This window comes from Maridesulfovibrio spiralis (SeqCode), assembly GCF_048571135.1.
GTDB lineage: Bacteria > Desulfobacterota > Desulfovibrionia > Desulfovibrionales > Desulfovibrionaceae > Maridesulfovibrio > Maridesulfovibrio spiralis.
In genome coordinates this window covers 1,514,897-1,536,555 of the sequence record NZ_CP182344.1, presented here as the reverse complement: position 1 = coordinate 1,536,555, position 21,659 = coordinate 1,514,897, and the positions used below count along the sequence as shown (strand labels likewise).

Annotated in this window: 25 protein-coding genes; 5 read left to right on the top strand and 20 right to left on the bottom strand. The window is 49.4% G+C overall.

The window, feature by feature from the left end; all coding sequences use genetic code 11:
- Nucleotides 1-54 precede the first annotated feature (54 nt).
- The 6 genes from ACNI29_RS06910 to ACNI29_RS06885 form a co-directional block, all read right to left on the bottom strand.
- Nucleotides 55-657 carry an FmdE family protein gene (locus ACNI29_RS06910; RefSeq protein ID WP_419781471.1) on the bottom strand — a complete coding sequence of 201 codons (603 nt, stop codon included), beginning with the start codon at nt 655-657 and terminating at the stop codon, nt 55-57.
- A complete protein-coding gene (locus ACNI29_RS06905; protein ID WP_419781470.1) occupies nt 658-1,476 on the bottom strand; it encodes an ABC transporter ATP-binding protein in 819 nt (272 codons plus the stop codon).
- Entirely contained in the window at nt 1,473-2,540 is a 1,068-nt protein-coding gene (locus ACNI29_RS06900; protein ID WP_419781469.1) for a FecCD family ABC transporter permease, read from the bottom strand. Before ACNI29_RS06900 ends, ACNI29_RS06905 begins: the two co-directional genes overlap by 4 nt.
- Nucleotides 2,541-2,543: 3 nt before the next feature.
- On the bottom strand, nt 2,544-3,653 hold the full coding sequence (locus ACNI29_RS06895; RefSeq protein WP_419781468.1) for an iron ABC transporter substrate-binding protein: 1,110 nt from the start codon (nt 3,651-3,653) through the stop codon (nt 2,544-2,546).
- Nucleotides 3,654-3,807: 154 nt separating this feature from the next.
- On the bottom strand, nt 3,808-4,074 hold the full coding sequence (locus ACNI29_RS06890; protein WP_419781467.1) for a ribbon-helix-helix domain-containing protein: 267 nt from the start codon (nt 4,072-4,074) through the stop codon (nt 3,808-3,810).
- Between the two features lie 52 nt (nt 4,075-4,126).
- Nucleotides 4,127-4,684 carry a DJ-1/PfpI family protein gene (locus ACNI29_RS06885; protein WP_419781466.1) on the bottom strand — a complete coding sequence of 186 codons (558 nt, stop codon included), beginning with the start codon at nt 4,682-4,684 and terminating at the stop codon, nt 4,127-4,129.
- Between the two features lie 264 nt (nt 4,685-4,948).
- Here ACNI29_RS06885 and ACNI29_RS06880 point away from each other — a divergent pair, with 264 nt between their 5' ends.
- Nucleotides 4,949-5,728 carry a hypothetical protein gene (locus ACNI29_RS06880; protein WP_419781465.1) on the top strand — a complete coding sequence of 260 codons (780 nt, stop codon included), beginning with the start codon at nt 4,949-4,951 and terminating at the stop codon, nt 5,726-5,728.
- 94 nt (nt 5,729-5,822) lie between these two features.
- Here the strand turns inward: ACNI29_RS06880 and ACNI29_RS06875 are convergent, their stop codons facing one another.
- From ACNI29_RS06875 to ACNI29_RS06830, 10 genes are all read right to left on the bottom strand, one after another.
- A complete protein-coding gene (locus ACNI29_RS06875) occupies nt 5,823-6,329 on the bottom strand; it encodes a ferritin (RefSeq protein WP_419781464.1) in 507 nt (168 codons plus the stop codon).
- A 32-nt stretch (nt 6,330-6,361) separates the two neighbouring features.
- Nucleotides 6,362-7,375 carry a cytochrome d ubiquinol oxidase subunit II gene (gene cydB / locus ACNI29_RS06870; RefSeq protein ID WP_419781463.1) on the bottom strand — a complete coding sequence of 338 codons (1,014 nt, stop codon included), beginning with the start codon at nt 7,373-7,375 and terminating at the stop codon, nt 6,362-6,364.
- A gap of 25 nt (nt 7,376-7,400) precedes the next feature.
- Nucleotides 7,401-8,714 carry a cytochrome ubiquinol oxidase subunit I gene (locus ACNI29_RS06865; protein ID WP_419781462.1) on the bottom strand — a complete coding sequence of 438 codons (1,314 nt, stop codon included), beginning with the start codon at nt 8,712-8,714 and terminating at the stop codon, nt 7,401-7,403.
- Between the two features lie 28 nt (nt 8,715-8,742).
- Nucleotides 8,743-9,441 (bottom strand): DVU0298 family protein, encoded by a 699-nt coding sequence (locus ACNI29_RS06860; RefSeq protein ID WP_419781461.1) that lies wholly within the window; start codon nt 9,439-9,441, stop codon nt 8,743-8,745.
- A gap of 174 nt (nt 9,442-9,615) precedes the next feature.
- A complete protein-coding gene (locus ACNI29_RS06855) occupies nt 9,616-10,821 on the bottom strand; it encodes an FprA family A-type flavoprotein (protein ID WP_419781460.1) in 1,206 nt (401 codons plus the stop codon).
- A 109-nt stretch (nt 10,822-10,930) separates the two neighbouring features.
- Nucleotides 10,931-11,089 carry a rubredoxin gene (gene rd, locus ACNI29_RS06850; RefSeq protein ID WP_319777514.1) on the bottom strand — a complete coding sequence of 53 codons (159 nt, stop codon included), beginning with the start codon at nt 11,087-11,089 and terminating at the stop codon, nt 10,931-10,933.
- 25 nt (nt 11,090-11,114) lie between these two features.
- Nucleotides 11,115-11,294 carry a rubredoxin gene (locus tag ACNI29_RS06845; protein ID WP_419781459.1) on the bottom strand — a complete coding sequence of 60 codons (180 nt, stop codon included), beginning with the start codon at nt 11,292-11,294 and terminating at the stop codon, nt 11,115-11,117.
- Nucleotides 11,295-11,309: 15 nt separating this feature from the next.
- Nucleotides 11,310-11,687: a desulfoferrodoxin gene (locus ACNI29_RS06840; RefSeq protein ID WP_419781458.1), complete on the bottom strand. Its 378-nt coding sequence runs from the start codon at nt 11,685-11,687 to the stop codon at nt 11,310-11,312.
- A gap of 31 nt (nt 11,688-11,718) precedes the next feature.
- A complete protein-coding gene (gene rbr, locus ACNI29_RS06835) occupies nt 11,719-12,294 on the bottom strand; it encodes a rubrerythrin (RefSeq protein WP_419781457.1) in 576 nt (191 codons plus the stop codon).
- A gap of 156 nt (nt 12,295-12,450) precedes the next feature.
- Nucleotides 12,451-12,840 (bottom strand): Fur family transcriptional regulator, encoded by a 390-nt coding sequence (locus ACNI29_RS06830; protein ID WP_419781456.1) that lies wholly within the window; start codon nt 12,838-12,840, stop codon nt 12,451-12,453.
- A 213-nt stretch (nt 12,841-13,053) separates the two neighbouring features.
- Between ACNI29_RS06830 and ACNI29_RS06825 the strand changes: the two genes are divergently transcribed.
- Together ACNI29_RS06825 and acs are read left to right on the top strand one after the other, a co-directional pair.
- Nucleotides 13,054-13,920 (top strand): LytR/AlgR family response regulator transcription factor, encoded by an 867-nt coding sequence (locus ACNI29_RS06825; protein WP_419781455.1) that lies wholly within the window; start codon nt 13,054-13,056, stop codon nt 13,918-13,920.
- A 162-nt stretch (nt 13,921-14,082) separates the two neighbouring features.
- Complete coding sequence (gene acs / locus ACNI29_RS06820; protein ID WP_419781454.1) at nt 14,083-15,951, top strand: acetate--CoA ligase; 1,869 nt, start codon at nt 14,083-14,085, stop codon at nt 15,949-15,951.
- Here acs and ACNI29_RS06815 read toward each other — a convergent pair.
- Nucleotides 15,948-16,823 carry a LysR family transcriptional regulator gene (locus tag ACNI29_RS06815; RefSeq protein WP_419781453.1) on the bottom strand — a complete coding sequence of 292 codons (876 nt, stop codon included), beginning with the start codon at nt 16,821-16,823 and terminating at the stop codon, nt 15,948-15,950. The two genes, acs and ACNI29_RS06815, sit on opposite strands and share 4 nt — an antisense overlap.
- A gap of 98 nt (nt 16,824-16,921) precedes the next feature.
- Between ACNI29_RS06815 and ACNI29_RS06810 the strand changes: the two genes are divergently transcribed.
- Nucleotides 16,922-17,188 (top strand): hypothetical protein, encoded by a 267-nt coding sequence (locus tag ACNI29_RS06810; RefSeq protein WP_419781452.1) that lies wholly within the window; start codon nt 16,922-16,924, stop codon nt 17,186-17,188.
- A 28-nt stretch (nt 17,189-17,216) separates the two neighbouring features.
- Complete coding sequence (locus ACNI29_RS06805) at nt 17,217-17,549, top strand: DMT family transporter (RefSeq protein ID WP_419781451.1); 333 nt, start codon at nt 17,217-17,219, stop codon at nt 17,547-17,549.
- A gap of 87 nt (nt 17,550-17,636) precedes the next feature.
- Here the strand turns inward: ACNI29_RS06805 and ACNI29_RS06800 are convergent, their stop codons facing one another.
- Genes ACNI29_RS06800 through ACNI29_RS06790 form a run of 3 tightly spaced genes read right to left on the bottom strand, consistent with a single transcriptional unit; the run spans nt 17,637 to nt 21,389 of the window.
- On the bottom strand, nt 17,637-18,314 hold the full coding sequence (locus tag ACNI29_RS06800; protein ID WP_419781450.1) for a DUF47 domain-containing protein: 678 nt from the start codon (nt 18,312-18,314) through the stop codon (nt 17,637-17,639).
- A 19-nt stretch (nt 18,315-18,333) separates the two neighbouring features.
- Nucleotides 18,334-19,569 carry an inorganic phosphate transporter gene (locus ACNI29_RS06795; protein ID WP_419781449.1) on the bottom strand — a complete coding sequence of 412 codons (1,236 nt, stop codon included), beginning with the start codon at nt 19,567-19,569 and terminating at the stop codon, nt 18,334-18,336.
- 14 nt (nt 19,570-19,583) lie between these two features.
- Nucleotides 19,584-21,389, bottom strand: coding sequence for an ATP-binding protein (locus tag ACNI29_RS06790; protein WP_419781448.1), 1,806 nt, complete (start codon nt 21,387-21,389; stop codon nt 19,584-19,586).
- Nucleotides 21,390-21,659 lie beyond the last annotated feature (270 nt).

Below are 21,659 nucleotides of genomic sequence, written 5' to 3'. Positions count from 1 at the left end.
GCACACCTAATAACAAAGCGGGCCTCGGTCATTATGACTTAGGCCCGCTTTGTTTTAAATCTTCTGTTCTACCTTGGCGAAGCAGGGCAGGCAGAGCGTCCGTCCCCCGAATCTTCGGGAGCGGGATTCCATATGCATTTCCCCGCAATCCTCACAGGTCAGTGATTGCAATATGGCCGCCGGGCGGGGCATGCGGATTTGCGGTTCTTCCACCATAAACATGTCTTCAAGTCTGGCTTCGTAATACTCTTTTTCGCATTCAGCGCGGACCTTGGTGCATTGTTGCTTTTCTTCAGCAGTCGGATCGGAGAGGCCCATGAGTCTGCCCATTTCAGCGCGCAGTTCGTTGATAAAGCCGGGATTCAGCATGGCCCGCAGTCCTTTTCCGTCATTGTGGCGATAAAAAGTAAAGGCCATCTTACCGTGATCCTTAAGGATCAGGTTGCCTTTACCCACGGAACATCCGGTCAGAAATTGGATGGCGTCTACGCCGCACATGTCGGTTTCGCAAATGGCGACAATGGATGAGTCGTTGTTATGCCCCAGTTCGCGTAAGCAGAGTTCCGCCGCCCGGATGCCGATTGCCAGCCCCGGACACTGGTGTCCATGAAATTCAATTGTTTGGTTGATTTGGTCTTCTGAAAAATATGTGGTCATTTACTGCCTCACTTCATGAATATGCCCATGAGAATGTTCGTGTTCGTAATCCAGTGCTTCTAGATCTTCAACGGGATGGATAACCGGGCAGCCTTTACGCATTTCGATTTCCACTTCAACGCCGTAGACTTGTTCAATTATTTCCGGGCTGACGCAGGTTTTTCCTCCGCAGCCGCAGACGGTTCCGTTTTTAAGGAAAATGAATTTGTCCGCGTAACGCAGGGCGGTGTTCAGGTCATGCATGGTCATAATTGCCGATACCTTGTGTCCTTTGACAACCGCCCGGACCGTTCGCAGGATTTCCAGCTGGTTTTTGAGATCAAGAGAACTGGTCGGCTCATCAAGCAGCAGCACGTCCGGCTCCTGCACCAGCGCGCGGGCAATGCTGACTTTTTGCAATTCACCGCCGCTGAGCAGGTCGATGTAGCGCAGGGAAAGATGGTTAAGGGAAAGCCGTTTAAGCGCGGCGTCTACTATACGGATATCGTGATCGCGGACCCGCCATTTGATGTGCGGTTTGCGGCCCATGAGTACGGCATCGAAGACGGTTAACCGGGCAGGCTCCACCCGTTGCGGAACATAGCCGATCAGCCGGGCTATATCGTCCGAAGCGAGCTTGAAAACGTCTTTGTCCTTGACCAGAACTGAACCTCTGGCGGGTCTGTGGATTGCATTCATGCATTTGAGCAGGGTCGTCTTGCCCGCACCGTTGGGACCGAGGATAGCCAGCAGTTCCCCCTGATCCACAGAGAAATCGACAGATTCAAGAACCGGGGTTCCGTGGTAGCTGAAATTTATGCCGTTTACCTTGATGTTCATTTATTCCCCCTGATGATCAGCCAGATGAAAACCGGAGCGCCGAGAAAGGCGGTCAGCACCGAGACGGGCAGTACGTTGGGAGCCAGCATGAGCCGGGCCGCAGTGTCAGCCGCCAGCAGCAGTACCGCACCGACAATGCAGGAAGCCGGAAGCAGGAAACGGTAATCATCACCGATCATGCGCCGGACCATATGCGGACAGACCAGCCCCACAAAGCCGATGATGCCGAGGAAAGATACAATGACCGCCGTAACCAGTGAGGCGAGCAGCATTCCGGTCATGCGGACCTGCTCCACCTTGACGCCTAAACCCTTGGCGGTCTCATCCCCGGCCTCAATGGCATTGAAATTCCAGCGATTTGCCGTGAACCAGATGTAAGCGACTACAGTCACCGCTGTGATGATAGCCAGTTCGGTCCATGTGGCCCGGGCAACGTCCCCGAAAGTCCAGAAGACCATTGCTGCCAGCTGCACGTCATCAGCGAAATATTGCAGGAACATGGTTCCGGCAGTGAAGAGTGCGCCCAGTGCCACCCCGGTCAGGACCATCACTTCAGGGGTGGCTCTACGAGTGCGTGAAATAGCGATGATTGCAAAAGTGGCGATCAGGCTGAACCCGAAAGCTACCATGGTGGTCAGGTAGGGGGAGTTGATGGTTACCGCCCCCACATTGGAACTGGCCATGGTTCCAAGATCAAGCAGCATGACTGATACGGCGGCACCGAAAGCTGCAGCATGGGAGATTCCCAGAGTGAAAGGGGAACCGAGCGGATTGCGCAGGATAGCCTGCATGACAGCTCCGGCCACAGAGAGACCAGCCCCTGCGGCCAGAGCGGTCAGGGCTTGCGGAAGTCTTATGTTCCAGATGATCAGGTCATATCTTTTGGAGACCGTGTCGCCCAGCAGGGTCAGCAGGGTTTCCAGTCCCGAAATAGATACCGGCCCCATGCCGATGGAGGTTATCAGCATAATCCCGGCTGCAAACAAACCTGCTACGATAAATAAAAACTTCCGCCTGATGTGGAGGGAGTATTCTGCGGGAATCTGACCGTCATCAAAATGCATAGGCTAGTTCAGCTCCATTTTATGAAAACCTTTGACACTGAATGCTTTTTCCATGGTTTGCAGCACAGGTTCGCCGACCATGAAGGTGTAAATTTCATCAGCCTTTGCTTCGGGGTCTATGTCCTGAAATTTAGAAGGATAGAGCACTTTGCCTACGTAGTATGCGTCCGCGATGATGGAACCGTAGTTCCGGGAATACCAGTTGTATGGCAGCACGGTATATACCTCTCCGGAGGAGACAGCGTCCAGTGACTGGTATGCGGGATCGGTCTTGATTTCGTAGATGGCCCCGGCATTTTCGCCCAGCTGAGAGGTCGAGATATCTACAAATAGAATCTCCGGGTTCCAGGCCACGATCTGTTCCTTGGAAACATTGGCATGCTGCAGGGGCTTTCCTTTGCTTTTGGGCGGGCAGGCTACGTTCATGGCATTAACAAAACGGAACGGGGGGTAAGCCGGTTCGGTTGACTGGAATCCGTGCGGGCCTTTTTTGGCAATGCCGCCTACGTAGCAGGTCTTACGCTGTTCTTTGGGGATATTTGCGGTTCTATTCTGTAAGTCGGTGATTTCTTTTTCCATAAAATCGAAGACTTCCTTGGCTCTTTTCTCCTTGCCGATAACTTCACCCATGAGTTGCAGTGATTTGTAGATAACATCCCGTTTCGCGGCGAGGCTGGCGTAGGATAGGCAGATGACCGGAATCCCGGTTTTGGCCTGAAGTTCGTCCGGGTCGTAGCCCATATCCTTGTATGTCTTGAAGATAACCTGCGGCTGCGGTTCCAGGCCGAGGATCAGTTCCGGGTTGTCGTGACCACGGAATTCACCGATCAACGGCATATTTTTGAATTGCGGATTCGCGATGGCGTAGGGCCGGGCATCGAATCTGGTTTTGCGGTGTTCAATGGAATCAACGCCGACAATCATGTCCTGCCCTTGCAGGTAGGTCAGGTATCTGAGGCAGCCCGGACCGGAACAGATAACTCTTTCCACTTTTGCCGGGATTTCCACCGTGCGTCCGGCCATATCAGTAATGGTCCGCGTTCCCGCCGTTGCGGGCAGGGAAATGCAAATGGTGATGAGCAAGGTTAGTAGAGCAGAAAGGGGTTTGTTCATGATTACCTCAGAATTAGATTTTGAGTGGTGTTCATTAGGATGTTATCAAAAATCAATATGCATTTGATGTATACAGATTAAAAAAACGTGTCAACGAGTGTCCATAAAAAAGCCCGTCTTTAAGGCGGGCTTTTTGTTTTTATTAAGGGCGGGGTCAGGAATTTTTATTTGCAAGATAGGTGGTGCAGACCACACGGAGCAGTGACGCAAAGTTGGATATCTCACCGTTCATGCTGTACGCTTCGGTATGAAGCGTGGAAATGAATTTACCGGTGCTGGTTTGCTCTTCGGCTGCCAGTTCATCCAGAATATTCCAAAACCTTCGCTCAATGCGAATGCTGGTCACAGCTCCGTTTATCCTGATGGAGCGGTTGACCTGTTCATATTCCTGCGGCGGGGTGGAAGCATATATTTCACACATGGATAGCCTCGTGGATTTGCCTCCCGCCGATCAGTGTTCCCGGTTGTCCGGATTATCCGATCTGCTCAACCAGCAGGCGCAACCATTTGGGATGAGCGGGCCATGCGGGAGCGGTTATGAGATTGCCGTCACAAATTGCATCATCAAGGTCTATTTCAACGTATTCACCGCCGGCAAGCTTAACTTCAGGGCTGCATGCCGGGTAGGCTGATACTTTCTTGTCTTCAAGTACTCCTGCTGCGGCGAGGAGCTGAGGTCCGTGGCAGATTGCGGCGATGGGGCGGTCAGAGAAGTCACGGACAATACCGAGAACATCTTCATTAAGGCGCAGATATTCGGGAGCCCTGCCTCCGGGAACCACCAGAGCAGCATAATCTCCGGTTTTAACGCTGTCAAAGTCGGCGTTGAGGGTAAAATTGTGTCCGGGACGTTCCAGATAGGTCTGGTGCGCTTCAAAGTCGTGCACAGCGGTGGCTACCTGTTCGCCTGCTTTCTTGTCCGGGCAGATTGCATCCACTTCAAAGCCCATGGCCTGCAAAGCCTGAAAAGGAACCATTACTTCGTAGTCTTCCACAAAGTCACCGACGATCATAAGAATTTTTTTAGCCATTGTTTTTCTCCTGTTTGTTGCGTTGTCCCATGAAATTATCAGAGTGGAACGAGGCAGTGGTAGCATTCCTGTACTACAGGGAAAGTGGAGGATATATCCATACGTAAATTTTTGGCTGTCGGTCTCCTTCGATTGAGTTTGTAGATGCTTAACCAATATTAATTTGCATAATTATGGGAATGATAATTGCTTAACTTTTCTTAGTGCGTTTCTAGCGGGCAATAACTTCCATTCTTCCCGTGCTAATAAACTAGGAGTATTAGGATGAGCCTTTCAGGAATTGATAGCCCTGAACTGTCGCAGGTTAATGCGGATTTTGCTCCTGATGAATCAGGAATTCTAGAGAAACAGCAGCAAAGCGATTTTCTAGATACGTTAATGATTTCGAAGGATAAGGATAGTAATGGCATCCTTAGTCTTGAAGAGTTTGGGCTGAGCAAAGAAGAGTTTTCAAAGTTTGATGCCGACGGCAATAACATGGTCACACCTGCAGAAATGCAGGCTGTGCTGGAGAAATTGCATAAGGAAAAAGGGGAATTCGGCAAGCTTGTTGTTGAGATGCAGCAGGCGGCAGAATCTTCCGCGGAAAGTCCAAATGCGGATTCCAAAAATATGGTCGGGTTCGAGACTGGCGGGTTGGATGAAGTTGCATCCAACATGCTCGATTCCGATGAAGACGATAAGGTTTCGAACGATGCGGCTGATCTTCTGAAGACCGAAGATCAGGGTGAAGGCGGAAATGGCGTTTTCTCTGAGGCTTTGTCCGAGTTTCAAAAGAATTTCTTCCGCAAGGAAGAGGATGAAGAAGAAAAGGACTTAGATAAAGACGGTGTAGTTTCTCCGGAAGAAGAGGAACAGGCGCAGCAGAAGGCAGCGCAGATTACCGGTGTGAACACCAAAGAAAACGAGAATAACGCCAGGGATTCAGAACCTCAAGGCAGGAGTTTCTCAGCGAGGCAGATGGCCGGAGTCCGGGCCTACCAGAGTCAGGCTTCAGAAATTTTTGCAACTGCCGCGCAGGCTACAGTTAATTTTCAGTACTAAAGACTGGCTTAAATATATTTAGTCTCTCTCAAAAAACAAAGCCCCCGGTACATCTGTACCGGGGGGCTTATTTTCGTCTTGCGTAAGGCGGGAACTATTCAGCGGGTGCGTTGAATACGCGGGTGCTCAGTTCCTTGTCGAGGATGAACATGCCGTTGCCTTCACCGTTGAGCAGGCGGAGCTTGTTCAGTACTGCGTTTACGCTGTCTTCTTCCTCAACCTGCTCGGTTACGAACCACTGCAGGAAGATGTTGGTTGCATGGTCTCTCTCCTGAATTGCGAGGTCAACGAGGTTGTTAACCAGAGAAGTTACATGCTGTTCGTGTTCAAGCACTGCTTCAATGCAGGCCAGCGGGGATTCCCATTCGGTTTTGGGGCCTTCGATGGCGGTAAGGAGAACACGGCCGCCGCGTTCATTGATGTAATCATAGAACTTCATTGCATGGAACTGTTCTTCCTTGGCCTGTACACGCATCCAGTTGGCGAAGCCGTCCAGTCCGATGTCGCTGAAGTAAGCGGACATGGAAAGGTAGAGGTATGCAGAGTACATTTCAGCATTGAGCTGTTCATTGAGTGCTTTTTCAAGAACTTTGTTAGACATTTGGGTTGTTCTCCATAATTGGGATCTTGTGTTTAGTAGCCCAGATCTTCGTCGGTGATCTTGGTTCCGAATACCTTATGCATCCAGACCTGGTAACCGATGACGATGGGGACCATGATCAATGCAACAGTCAGCATGATTTTCAGGGTCAGCTGGCTTGAAGCAGCATTGTGGATGGTGATGGAGTATGCCGGATTGATGCTGGAAGGCAGCAGTGCCGGGAACAGTCCGATCACGCCGAACATGGTAGTGGAAACGATGAGAACTGCGGAGCAGGCCCATGCTTTCCACCACTTGCGTGCTGCGATAAGGGTACGGACCTTGACGATTGCAAAGATCGGGATCAACAGGATCAGCATCAGGGCCGGGTAGGCCAGGAAGTTGCTGAGCAGCTGAGTGTATACCCCGGTAAGGGCCAGAAATGCAACATAAACCGCAGCAAGAACCGGCCAGATGGTTGCTGCAAGGTTGCCGGCCCGGGCATTAAGCTCTCCTTCGGTGCGTACGGCAAGCCAGAGGCAGCCATGCTGGGCGAAAAGCAGTACAAAAAGGATACCGCCGCCGAGACCGTAGGGGTTGAGCAGGGTGAACAGGTTACCCTGAAAAATGCCGTTTTCATCAATGGGGATGCCCATGAAGTTGTTTGCAAAGGCAACGCCGAGCAGCAGTCCGGGCAGGAGGCTGCCGACAACCATTGCTTTATCCCACAATTTGCGAGCCCATTCGCTTTCAACCAGTCCCCTGAATTCAAAGGCAACACCGCGAATGATAAGTGCGATGAGCAGCAGCATGAGCGCAGTGTAGAGACCGCTGAACATTACTGCGTAGGCCTTGGGGAATGCGGCGAAGGTTACACCACCAGCGGTGATGAGCCATACTTCGTTGCCGTCCCAGAAGGGGCCGATAGATTTGTATATTGCTTTTCTGTCTTTTTCATCTTTAGCCAGAAAGGGCATCACGGAACCCAGACCCAGATCATACCCGTCGAGCATGAAGTAGATGGCCCAGAGTAAGCCCCACAACAAGAACCATATGGTTTCTAACATAATATTCTCCTTGTTTTACAGCTTATTAAGCCTTTTCAGGTTCAGGGCCTCTACGGGCGAATCTCGCCAGCAGGTAAATTTCACACGCACCGAGGATGGTGTACAATGTGGTCAGGGCAATGAATGAGAACGCAACCTGACTTGTGGCAATGTGAGAGACTGCATCGGATGTCTTCATGATGCCGTATACGATCCACGGCTGGCGTCCAACCTCGGCAACAGCCCAGCCAGCCCAGATGGCTATGTAGGGAAGGGGAATAGCGAACAGCATGATGCGCAGGTAGAGCTTGTTTTCCATGAGTTCTTTGCGCTTTATCCAACCCCAGATGCACAGGAGCGGGAATACGGTTCCCAGTCCGACCATGATACGGAAAGCAAGGAAGGTAATGGTTACCGGAGGACGGTCTTCCTTGGGCCATTCCTTGAGACCTTTCACAGGAGCGTTAAAATCGTTGAAGGCGAGGAAGCTGAGTGCGCCGGGGATACCGAAAAGTTCAATGGAGTTTCTCTCGTTCTTTTCATCCGGCACGGCCAGCAGGTACATGGGGGCTCCGTCGGGTGCTGTCTCCCAGAGAGCTTCCATGGCGGCCAGTTTTTCAGGCTGCATCTTGGCAACGGTCTGGGCATGGTGATGTCCCTGAGCGGCAACAAGAATGGAGAAGATGAAAGCCACGATCAGGCCCATTTTAAAAGACTTGCTGAAGAATTCAACTTCGTTCTTGCGCAGCAGATGGTAGGCACTGATGCCCATGACGAAGAAGCTGGCGACCATGAATGCGGCAAAGCCGTTATGCAGGAACTGGCCCCATGCGAAGGGGTTGGTGATAACTTCTGTGAAATTATCCAGTTCTGCGCGACCGTTTCTGATTACATAACCAACCGGGTTCTGCATCCAGCCGTTGGCAAGGATGATCCATACTGCAGAAATATTAGAGGCGATAGCCACAATCCAGATACAGGCTGCGTGCATTTTGGGGGAAAGTTTTTTCCAGCCGAAAATCCATGCAGCGAGAAATGTCGATTCCATGAAAAAGGCGACAGTGGCTTCAATGGCCAGCAGCGACCCGAAAATGTCACCTACATATTCGGAATAGCGGGACCAGTTGGTTCCGAACTGGAATTCAAGAGTGATTCCGGTCACGATTCCGAGAACAAAGTTAATGACGAACAGCTTTCCCCAGAATTTAGTCATGCGCAGGTAAATGTCTTTTTTAGTGCGCACGTACATGGTTTCCATGATGGCGACCATGATGGAAAGCCCCAGTGTGAGCGGTACGAAAATGAAGTGGAACATTGTTGCCATGGCAAATTGCAGCCTTGACAGCATCAGAACATCCATCATTCCTCTCCTTGTTCAAGTTGTTGAGTTAGTTCCCTGAAATTTTTTCCAGAGCTTCCTGAGCCAGCCTTCCCACCGTTACAGACTGCAATGAAGAGTCCTTGTAAATATCTATAACAGTATCATTATCCGCCAAAGCTTCAAGCTTTTTAACGGACTCGGCAGCTTTCAGTCCTCCCAAAGCCCAGCAGGCCGTTCCCTGTATCACCGGGTCGGGGAAGGAAAGAAAACGGATCATATCTTCTGTGGCCTGAGCCGCTATTTGCGGGCGGTCCTGCGCCAGCCGGGCAACTCCCCAGACCGCTCCCCTGAGCAGGGTCGGGAATTCAAGATAGTTTTCCGGGCCTTTTTCGTCCTCATGGCTGTAGCTGAGCAGGATTTTTCCATATTCAGCCCCCATTGTTTCGTTTACCGCAGAAATTTCACCCATGGCTTCAGGTACGCCCCAGGCGCACCCGCCGGATTCTTCATTAAGCATCCACATGATCCTGCGCATGACGATTCGTGCCTTCGGTGCGTCTTCTTCCACCATTCGGGAAATCACCTTGCCGAAGCAGGTTATTCCGTGCCAGCGGACAATTACCGTGGGCGCACAAAGTGACGAGAAAAGTGGAGAAACAAGGCTCTGCATGGAATACTTTTCCATCAGGGTTTCAAACCCTGTTTCCCAGTTTTCACTTGCCAGAGTCTCCATGACTTCTTTTTTTATTCTGCGTCCGACAGCCATTGCGAACCTCCATTTGAAGATTATCGCTAAAAAAAACTATTATCGATACTAGTGTAACGGGTTCCTATTTTTACATTTTCAATATCTTGATAACATAAAAGGAAAGGCTTTGTGAATTAGTTTTTATTAAAAGGCAAAACTCCCGGGCAGAACAAATCTGCCCGGGAGAAGGTCTTATTTACCGGTTTTTTCCTTGATGGCAGCAGCAATGGCTACACCAAGCTGAAAGCATTCTTTCAGGGCGTCGTGGTCAGGACGGTTCTTGGCTTTGATTTTAGGATCGATAATGTCGCAACCCATTTTTTCAAGCCATTCGTTGAGAATGTTAACGCATTCGCCGGACCAACCGAAGGAACCGACACATGCACCGATTTTATCTTTGGGACGCAGACCTTTTACGTAGGTCAGTGCATCAGCCATACCGGGCAGAATGCCGTTGTTGTGGGTCGGGGAACCGATAACAATGGCAGCGGAGTCAAAAACTTCGCTCATGATATCACTGTGGTGGTTTGCCTTAACGGACATGACCTTAACGGAGATGCCTTCAGAAACCAGACCGGAAGCAACAGCGTTGATCATGCGCTCGGTGGAGCTCCACATGGTATCGTAGAAAAGGGTGGCCTTGTTTTTAGGAGTCTGATTTGCGTACTCCATGTATTTTTCAAGGGCGAAAGCACAATCATCACCGCGGTACATGAGGCCGTGGTCAGGGCAGATCATGTCTACGTCAAGGTTGAGGCCGGCGAAAGTTTCAAGGGTTTTAATTACCTTGGAGGAATAAGGGGTGATGATGTTGGCGAAGTACTGCTGCATGTGGTCTTCGACCATTTCTTTGCTCATTTCATCAACCCAGCGTTCACTGGCTGCGATGTTCTGGCCGAAAGCGTCACTGGTGAAGAGCAGTTTGTCTTCGGGGACGAAGGTGAACATATTGTCAGGCCAGTGCAGCATGCGGGTTTCGTAGAAACGCAGGGTGCGTTTACCGATGGAGACTTCTTCACCGGGCTTAACAACGTGAACAGGCCAGTCTTCGCAGTCGAAGAAAGTTTTCAGTGCTTTGCCGCCCATTACGGAAACAAAGATTTTTTCAGGCTTGCAAAGTTCAACCATTTTAGCGAGGCAGCCTGCGTGGTCGGGTTCGAGGTGGTTGACCACGATGTAGTCGATTTCTTCTGGCTTGGTCAGGTGGGAGAGGGAGCATATGAACTGGCTTTCAGATCCTTTGGATACTGTATCCACTAGAACTTTTTTTTCGTCTTCAATGTAAAAAGCATTGTAGGTGGTGCCGTTAGCGGAGCGTGCATAGCCGTGAAAATTACGGCAGTTCCAGTCTACCACTCCGATCCAGTGTACGCCTTCTTTGATTTCAACAGGTCTCACTTTGTTATTCCTAATATATTTTCTGGTTGGTGTTTGATGCGCAGAAAGCCGGGGCAGGCCCGGCTTTCTGTGTGTTTTTTTTATTCATATCCGGGAGATCCCGGAATAATTAATCTTCAGGCTCGAAATCGTCCTTGCCTGCGCCGCAGACAGGGCATTCCCAATCATCGGGAATGTCTTCGAATTTGGTACCGGGTGCAATTCCGCCATCAGGATCGCCTTCAGCCGGGTCGTAAACCCAGCCGCAAATTGTACATACGTATTTCATTTCTATATCTCCGTATTAAAGTTATTTAGCCCAACGGTTTGAAAGCTTTTTTACTTGCGCCGCATACAGGGCATTTCCAGTCTTCAGGCAGGTCGGCAAACGAAGTCCCTTTGGGAGTCTTGCTTTTGCGGTCGCCTTTGTCAGGGTTGTAGATGTAACCGCAGTTACTCATCTGACACTGGTACATATCTTTAGGTTCAGCCATATTCTTGTTCCTGTCTTATGCCTTCCAGAGGCCGTGCAGGTTACAGTATGCGCGTGCAGTTACCGGGCCTTCTGATTTTACGCAGAATTCAGCTTCGGGTTCTTCACCGGCATTAAGCTGCTTGAAAAAACGCTCATTTCCACAAACAAGCTCAATCCATTCGATCCAGTGCTTTTCGATCATGGGGTGGGCAACGTCGCCGACTTTTACCTTGTAGCCGCCTTCGATTTTTTCGATAACGGGAACGTGCTTTTCTTTAGCTGCGTCAACGGTGTTTTCAGCCATGAGGATCATATCAGAACCACAGCAGGCGAGGTTACCGGGACCGGCATGAAGAACCATAGTAATATTACCGCAACCTTCACATTTATAAACTTCGTACAGTTCAGCCATCTCTAAATCTCCACTTGGTTAAGGTTATCGACTACCAGTTTTCACAAACTACCTGAAAATGTGCCTGAGGATGGTCACATGCAGGGCATTTATGCGGTGCAGAATCACCTTCATGGGTGTATCCACAGTTCTGACACTGCCAGATGATGGAGGTGTCTTTCTTAAATACTTTATCGTCTTCAATGTTCTTGGCAAGAGCAAGATATCTTTTTTCGTGAAATTCTTCTGCTATGGCAATTGCACGGAAAACGGCTGCAATGGATTTGAAGCCTTCTTCTTCTGCAATCTTAGCGAATTCGGGGTACATTTCTTCCCATTCATGTCTTTCGCCGCCGGCAGCTTCCTTGAGGTTTTCGATGGTGGAACCGATAACGCCGGCCGGGAATGCAGCGGTAACTTCCACTTCGCCGCCTTCAAGAAGTTTGAACAGTCTTTTAGCGTGTTCTTTTTCCTGATTTGCAGTTTCTTCGAAAACTTTGGAAATCTGTACGTATCCTTCTTTTTTCGCTTTGGAAGCGAAGTAAGTGTAGCGGTTACGGGCCTGAGACTCGCCTGCAAATGCGGTCAGGATATTTTTTTCAGTTCTGGAACCTTTAAGTTGGGACATGAGTTTCTCCTTCTCACGCTGATGCGTGTATTCGGTAGTAATCGAAATTGGTAGTGCAATATTTAGCAGTTAATAACGCCGCTGTCAGGTTATTTAGGCAAAAAATAACATCTCCATATTTAAGCATTAGTATTATATGAAGATGCTATTTAAATATTAATGTACTTTATTTAAGCACTCCGGGCATAATCCGAAGTACTCAATTGAGCATCCTTTTACGTCATAACCACGCGCCGCAGTTTCGCCTATCGCGGGGGCTATTACTTCTTCCATGACATCGTCCACTTTTCCGCACTGCATGCACCGAATGTGGGGGTGCGGCTCTGCGTGGCCGTCAAATCTGTTTTTTCCACCAGTCTCGAGCTTAAGAATGATACCGTTTTCTGCAAGTAATTCGAGGTTACGGTATACGGTACCAAGACTGATGTTGGGTAATCTTTTACGAACCCGCTCATATAGTTCATCCGCAGTGGGATGGCAGGTCAATCCTTTGAGCTCCTCAAGTATGAGTTCTCTCTGTTTTGATCTTCTTTGTCCTATTTTCATGTGCACCTCTTGCTCATAAAACTAGTAATAGTTCTCGTTTAAGTCAAGAGTCTTTTTGCTATGTGTATAAAAAATTTTAAATTCAGCTGGTTGAGTACCATACTTAAATAGTGTGATAAAGGATAAGTTATTGAAAGGGAATAGAGGGTTGCAGTTGGAAGGGATTCAAGCTATCCCTAGAATAATTGAATTAATGTAGATTCTGGAGTGGTCGTGCCAAGTCTTAAAAGCTTAATCCTTCATTCGGACGCCGAGGTCCGTGCTGCAATCCGAAAAGCTCTGCGCGGGGTCGATCTGGTGCGTGTTCTTGGCGAAACAGTAAACGCAGATGAAGCGTTGGAACTGCATAAGAGTGTGGGGTACGGGATTATTTTTCTGGGTTTTGACTTTGAGGAAGGAATAAGCGGGGCTGAGCTGGCACAGGCTCTCGGCGGAAGTAAGCATAAACCGGGGCTGATCTTTATAGCGGGTGATGAAACAAGGGCTTACGAAGCTTTTGAGCTGGGTGCTCTTGATTATTTGATCTGGCCGCCTGAAGAAGAGCGTATGGAGAAGACCCTTGAGCGTATCTCACGCTTCAAAAGTCATTTCCGGGAAATTCCCGAACCTTCCGATTGGAAAGAGTCAGGAACCGGGGTGGAGACCGGCGAGGAAACCCTGCAGCTTTCCCTTGGTGAAGATGAGCAGGACAAATTTCTTTCCGCCCTCAAAAATGCATGGGATTTTTCGCAGACCCGACAACCGGAGATAGAAAAGCTTCCGGTCAACCAGGATGGGCGCATGATACTCATCCCTTACACTCAGATCATTTTTGTTGAGGCTTACGAAGACTACTCTTACGTGCACACTGCCAACCAGAAATTTCTCACCTCCCACCGCTTAAAGAATCTTGAAGAACGTCTCGGGCCGCACCGTTTTTTCAGAGTACACCGCAAATATTTGGTTAATTTGGAAATGGTTACTGAGATAGCCTCACTGCCGGGTAGTAACTTTATGTTGCGCACTGCCGGGCGAACAAGGATCGAGCTGCCCATCAGCCGCAGACGGATCAGCAAACTCAAGCAGATTCTGGGGATGTGATGATGAGCATACCGTTTACCGATACTCATGTGCCGTTTGCCGAATATGGGATGAATTGCCTCTTACCGGTGTGTATCCCTAGAATAGGAAGACCCGTTTTAGGGAAGAAGCATGTTTTAAATATCGAGGTGTGTTTGGCGGTTTTAAATAAAGGAGGTCTCTGTGGATCATAAAGAAACACTGGACAGCCTGTTGCACGAAGAGAGGGTTTTCCGGCCTTTGCCTCAGATGCTTATCGAGGCCGGAGTCAATCCGCAGGATCTGCGCGCTGCGCGGGAACTGGCGGATGTGGATCTCTGTTCTTATTGGGAAGAAGCCGCTGAAGAACTGGATTGGTTTACCAAATGGGAGCAGGTCTGTGATATTTCCGATGCGCCTAATTACCGCTGGTTCAGGGGCGCGCGCTGCAACATTGTTTATAATGCCCTTGACCGCCATATAGAGACCGTCAACAAGAACCGTCTGGCATTGATCTGGGAAGGTGAGCCGGGCGATTCCCGCCAGTTTACATATTTCGAGCTTTACCGGGCCGTTAACCGTTTTGCCAACGGTCTTAAGGGCTTGGGAGTAGGCAAGGGAGATCGGGTTGTACTCTACATGCCGCAGCTTCCCGAAACCGTAATCGCCATGCTGGCCTGTGCCCGTATCGGTGCGGTGCATTCGCTGGTCTTTTCCGGTTTTTCCGCCCGTTTGCTGCGTGAACGTGTCCGTGAAGTAAATCCCCGTGTTGTGGTCACCGTGGATGGCTTTTACCGCAACGGACAGGTCATCCGTTTGAAGGAAGAGGTGGACCGCGCGCTGCTAGATGATCCGGCAGAAGCACTTGAGTCTGTTGTGGTCGTGCATCGGGCCAACGTGGACGTGAACATGGATTCCGCCCGTGACTGCTGGTACGAGGATCTGGTCCGCCATGAGCGTCCCCATGCTCCGGCGGAGATAATGGCCGCCGACGATCCCCTGTTCATACTGCATACTTCCGGGACTACCGGTAAATCCAAGGGGCTGGTCCATTCCCACGGCGGATACATGGTCGGTGTGCAGCGCACATTCAAATGGGTATTCGACCTCAAGCCCACTGATATTTTTTGGTGTTCCGCTGATCCTGGCTGGATTACCGGGCACAGTTATCTTGTCTACGGCCCGCTTCTGGCCGGAACGACTACTGTAATGTATGAGGGGCATTCCCTCTACCCGCAGGCCGACCGCGTCTGGAATATTGTTTCAAAATACGGGGTTACAATTTTCTACACCTCGCCGACCCAGGTCAGGACCCTGATGCGTTTCGGGCCTCGTTATCCGGAGCAGCATGACCTTTCTTCCCTGCGTATTCTCGGTGCTGTGGGTGAGCCTTTCAATCCTGAAGCATGGCTTTGGATGTATGAGAACATCGGCAAAGGCCAATGTCCTGTGTTGGATACATGGTGGCAGACCGAGACCGGAATGATCATGATCAGCCCCATGCCTGTATCGGTGCTCAAGCCCGGTTCGGTAACCCGTCCTCTACCCGGTATTGATGCCGATGTGGTGGACGCAGACGGCAATCCTGTGCCTGACGGCAAGGGTGGCTTTCTGGTTATCAAGAAGCCGTGGCCGGCAATGTTCGTTGATGTGATCGGCGACCGTCAGGAGGTCATGGACCACTATTGGAAGCGCATACCGGGCATGTTCTATGCCGGGGATGTGGCCCGCAAGGATGAAGACGGTTACTTCTGGATTCAGGGACGGGCCGATGACGTGCTTAATATTTCAGGACATCGTATCGGAACCGCAGAGGTTGAATGCGCTTTGACCCGCCATGCACAGGTTGCGGAAGCGGTTGTGGTTGGCGTTGCGGACAAGATCAAAGGGCAGGTTGCCAAGGCTTATGTGACCCTCAATCATGGGGTGGTTGAGTCTGACGATCTGCACCGCGAACTGAAAGAGCAGGTCCGTCGCGAACTTGGCCCTATCGTCATTGTGCGCAGCATTGAATTCCGCGATGAGCTGCCTAAGACCTCAAGTGGGAAGATCAAGCGCACTGAGCTGTGTTAGCCTTTTAAATTTTCCAATCCCATCTCACTGCTGATGAATTCAGCAAATGAAGATACTACCTTGGAGCAGCGACCGGGAGGATAGTGCAGAGTGAGGTGGACTGGTGCAATGGCAGGCAGTCCATCCATTGGTAAGGCATGGCGGCATCCTTCGACCTGTGTATCTTTAGTTACCGGTGCAATGGCGATTCCTGCTTTGACTGCAGCTGTTACCCCGGCAAGGCTCGGGCTACGGTATACAACTTTATTTTTTTGAGAATTTCCTTCCAGAGCCTGCAAAGCATGGTGGCAATAACAGCAGCTCTGGTGATACATGGCCAGCGGCAATACGTCATGATTCGAGGGAGTGAAATATTCAGACATGATCCATACCAGCTCAAGGGGAATTGAATTGTCCGAGCTTTTCCCTTCGGCTTTTATCAGCAGGTCCAGTGAACCGTCGGTAAGCATGGGATTAAGATTATGGGTGTCATCGCAGAGTACTTCAACTTGAACCATGGGATGTGAACTGGCAAATCGCTTCAGTGCTTCCGGCAGATGCTGGGCGGCATAGTCATCCGGTGCTCCTATGCGCACTACCCCGCTCAGCTCCGGTTGAACGGTGGACGCTACTGCTTCATCATATAAATCAAGTATCTTTCGGGCATAGCCATATAGAATTTCCCCTTTCGGGGTCAGTGTGGCCTTTCTACCTTCACGTATAAAGAGATCATAACCAAGTTCTGCTTCCAACCGTTTGATTTGCAGACTGACTGCAGCCTGAGTGCGAAATACAAGTTTGGCAGCCTGGGTGAAGCTGCCGGTATCTGCAACGAGTATAAAGGAGCGCAAGACGTCCGGGGGGAGTTGCCCCAATCTATTTCGATTAGCCATTTTTATAGATTATATAAAAACGATTAATTTGTCTAATTTTAAATAGTAGGTCATATTTTTCACAGGAATAATTATGTTGACGAATTAGTGAGTTAAAGTTGAAACAACCGGTGAAAATAAGACTGCTTCAGATTGTTAATGAAAAAGGACGTATTGCCTCGGATGATCTTTTTGAGCTTTTAGTTCAAGAGTATGAAGGGGAGTCTTTTTTTACTCCAGAACTTTTAAATGAATATTTATATGCATTTACCCTAAAGGGGCTGCTTGAGTCCCGGCAGACAAATATTACAACAGCAGATGGAATAGATCAAAAAATCTGTAGTGTAACGGATGTGGGTAAGCGGAGCCTGCAGGCTCTGTTGTGATTTATAATGAATAAGGAAATGAGATAGTATGACCGCTTATGTTAATCTTATCATAGCAATTGTATTTGAAGTTGTGGCGACCAGTGCTTTAAAAGCTTCAGAAGGCTTTACCAAGTTGATCCCCAGCCTGATTGTGATTGTCGGGTATGTGGCAACTTTTTATTTCTTTTCACTGGTTCTTAAAACTATGCCGGTAGGCGTTGCTTATGCCATTTGGTGTGGGCTGGGAATTGTTCTGGTAACACTTATGGGTATTTTCCTGTACGGACAGACTCCAGACCTGCCCGCTGTTCTGGGTATGGGCCTGATTCTGTCCGGAGTCTGTGTCATTAATTATTTTTCTAAAACTATTGTTCATTAAGTAATCTTCCTCCCTTATAGCAAAGCCCCTCCTGCAAACCGGTGTTCGCAGGAGGGGCTTTGTTTTTATTCTATGTCGGCTTGTTATTTATCGTGCGATCATAGCGCGGAGCATGTCAGCGCATGTTTCAGCCTGATGTGCCATTTCGTTCAGGCAGTCAACGAAGTGCATGAGCTGGTAGATGTCTTTGAAGTCCATGTCGGAATTGTAAATGCGCTTGGAGAGTTCTCTGCGCAGTTCCATGGAGCGTGCGTAGTGTTTACGCACTTTGCGGAACTTGTTCTTGGTTCCTTCGCGGTCGATGGATTTACCTTCATTCAGGGCGATGGTTGCCTTGAGTGCGGGGCCGAGGCTGGTTGTGGTGTCGTTAACCTCGGAGAGCAGCAGGATCAGGTCCTTCTGGTATTCTGCGGGGATGGATACCTTGCGCATAGCCAGCCAGTGCAGGGCTTCCTGAGCGTTGTCCAGAATGTTGTCCTGACTGCGGGTGTAGTTAAAGAACAGAACCTTATCCACGGCCATGAACATGGAGTGGGGCAGATGGTTGCGGATGGAACGCTTGATTTTGTCTGCCTGTCCTTCAACTGTGTCGATCTGTTCGATCAGTTCGGTGAATTCGCGGCAGGTGTCGTTTCCGGCAACATAACACTCAACGGAATCATTGATGATGTGAATACACTCAGCGATTTTGTTGTAGTGTTTGACCAGCCCGTCCATAGGGTTCTTGTTGACTATAAGACCTAAGAAAGGAAGACGAAAGTGCATAGTGTTCTCCTTGTGTTATCTAAATGAAAGCCCATTTAAGCAGGCTGAAAATTGTTATACTTGTGATCGCGGCAATGGGTACTGTCAGTACCCAGTAGAGCACGATTCTTCCGAGAATTTTAAAGTTGACGGCTGAGAAGCCTCTTGCGAGACCAACACCAACAACTGCGCCGACTGCGGCGTGGGTGGAAGATACTGGCAGGCCGAGGTTGGAGGCTGTGAGTACGGTCGAAGCGGCACCGAAGTCGACAGCAAACCCGCGTGTGTTGGTCAGGACTGTGATTTTTTCACCAACAGTACCCATGACCTTGTGGCCCATAAGCGAAATACCAATCGCAATACCGAGTCCACCCATTACCAAGAGTCCCATAGGAACATCCGCTTTGGCAAGCAGAACATGTTCCTTGGAGATTAGGTAAATAGCAGCTACCGGGCCGATGGCGTTGGCAACGTCGTTTGCACCCTGAGAGAGGGCTACGTAACAGGATGTGCCGACCTGAAGCTTACGGAAAGTTGCTTCAACTGCTTCTGCGCCATCTTCCGGATCGCCTACAAGCTTATTAATCGCCAGACGTCCGGCAAACCAGACCAGTGCGGCAATACCGAAGCCGAGAGCCAGTGAACCCAAGAAGGGCAGCTTTAAATCCTTACCCATGGGGGTCTTATATAAGAAAGAAAGGGAAATCAGCAAAACTGTCAAGCCCATCCAGATGGGAGCCCATTTTTTGGCCTGATTGATAAAATCCTTTTTAAACAGGATTGTTTTCCTGATGTGGGTGAAGATGGCAAAGGCGATGGTGGCTGCAAAGAACGGTGAAATAATCCATGACATCACAATGCCGACCATTTTCAGCCAGTTGACAACATCAGGTCCGCCTGCAACCAGACCGAAGCCGAGAATAGCACCGACAATGGAGTGGGTCGAAGATACCGGCAGGGCGGTAAACGTTGATATCAGTACCCATAATCCCGCTGCCAGCAATGCCGAGAACATGCCGATCATGATGATTTTGGGATCGGCAATCGCTGCCGGGTTGATGATTCCCTTACTTACTGTTGCTGTTACGTGCGAGCCGAGGAAGACCGCACCTGCAAAGTTCAGTGTCCCTGCGATCAGTACTGCCTGCCGGATTGTGATGGCCTTAGCGCCTACAGCAGAGGCCATGGAGTTGGCTACGTCGTTTGCGCCGAGGTTGAAAGCCATCATGAACCCTGCAAACAGGGACATGTAGAAAAACAGATCGTAAATATCCATTAGAGATAATCCCCTTATTGTGAATCCTGAACGGACTCAGAAGCTTGTTCAGCTGTTACCGGGAGTTTCACACAAAATGAAGATCCGGTTCCTGTTGCTGCGTCAACCGGGCTTTCCACCCAGATGTCGCCGTTGAAGTTTCGTGCAAGGCTGCGGCACAGGGCCAGTCCCAGACCGGAACTGCCATGTCCCACAGCGTTCTCATCCAATTTGAAAAATCTTTCGAAAATACGTTCTTTGTCAGCGGGAGCAATGCCCGGACCTTCATCTACAACCCTAATTACTGCGCAGCCATCGACAATTTCGCCTTGAATGTTCACTTCGGTATTATCCGGAGCGTATTTAATGGCATTTTCAATAAGATTGTCGAAAATCTGGACCAGTCCTTCGTTGGTTCCGGTGACGTTAACCTGCGGCAGCTTTCCACGGTTTAAATTAATACCTTTACTTTCAGCAGTTGAGATCAGGTTGGCTATGCTCAGGGTTATGCACTTGTGCAGGTCCGTAGGTCTGGTGCGTAATTTTTTCCCTGAATATTCACTGCGGGCAAGTGCGAACATGCCGGTGATAACCTTGGACATATGGTCGGCGTTATCACGAATAGTTCCGAGAAAATTTGTCAGTATTTTTTGATCATCAGGCGGGTTGTCTATAAGTGTTTCAGAATAACCCTTGATGCTGGTCAGCGGGGTGCGCAACTGGTGGGATGCATTGGAAACAAAATCCCGGAGGACTTTTTCCACCCGCCTGACTTCGCTTATATCATGGAATACAAGGATCAGCTTTCTGCGTTCTTTATAGTCTTTGTAAGAACAGATTGTTACGCTCATGGAGCGGCCGTCTGTAAGATCCACGATGAGTGAAACGGAATCTTTGTCGCTGTCATGTTTTATTATCTTGTCTACCGCGTCTTGTATTTCATGCTTAGTCAGAACTTCAAGAGGTGCTCTGCCGACAAATTCCTGTGTATCCGGGACCAATGCGGTCATGGATTTGTTGACCGATTCAATTTTCCCCCTCGGGTCGAGGACCATGATTCCTTCGGTCATGTTCTCGAACATGGCGTCCAGTTGGTTGCGCTGGTCTTCTATTATGCGAATGTGGCCCTGAATCTTTTTGGCCATGGTGTTGATGGATTCAGCCATCAATTTATATTCCCCACCCGGAATGATGCGGATACGCTTACTGTAATCGCCATCCCCGATAGCCTGTGCAGTGGCAGAAACTTCTTTGACTGCGGCGGTAGTCTGACGGCCGACAAAAATGAGGATTATGGCAGCACCGAAAGTGAGCAGGGCAAGCGTGACTGTGAGGTGGAGCATTACCCGGTCGAGTCTTTCTCCGATGACCGAATACGGCATTGCCATACGTAGAAATTCCCCATGAGCGTCCATTCCCTGTGCTACGTAGAGCATGCGGGTTTGTAAGGTGGTGCTGTAGCGGATGTTTTGTCCGGTTCCGGAGGCTTCGGCGGCAATCACTTCAGGTCGGTTGGAGTGATCGTCCAGTTCCGGCAGTCGTTCTGATTTTACGCCGGAATCGGCGAGAACCTTACCGCTCTTAATATATGTAATGCGAATATTGAGATGTGAACCCAGCTCTTTGATTTCATTTTGAAATTGGGGGGTTCCGGGTTTGACAGGACTATGGCTTATTTTCCAACGTACATAGTTCAGCAAGCGGGAGGTATTCTGATTACTGGAGCTGGTGAGTTCTTCTGTTACTGTTCCATAATAGAACCAGAAACTCAGCAACAGGGTGCAGAGCATGATGGCCCAGCCCCAGAGTAGAATTTTCATATGCAAAGATTTGTTAGGCAAAAAAGTCCTCCCTGAGGATTACCTTGAACAAAATATAACTACCTTTTTGTAACAGAGGAGTAACAAGCACGTTAATATACTTAGGTCAAGTTTTGTTACAAATGGCTGTTTTTGGTTTAAGCTTTTGAAATATTGCATAATGTTAAGGTGAGCTAGTGCCGGACGGCCAAAAGTGACTGTTACAATACTGTGACAATTGGCTTTTGTCAGCAAAGAGTTTCTGTAATGGGTGGAATTGAGGCTAAAAAAAAGATCATTGCGAAGGGATAT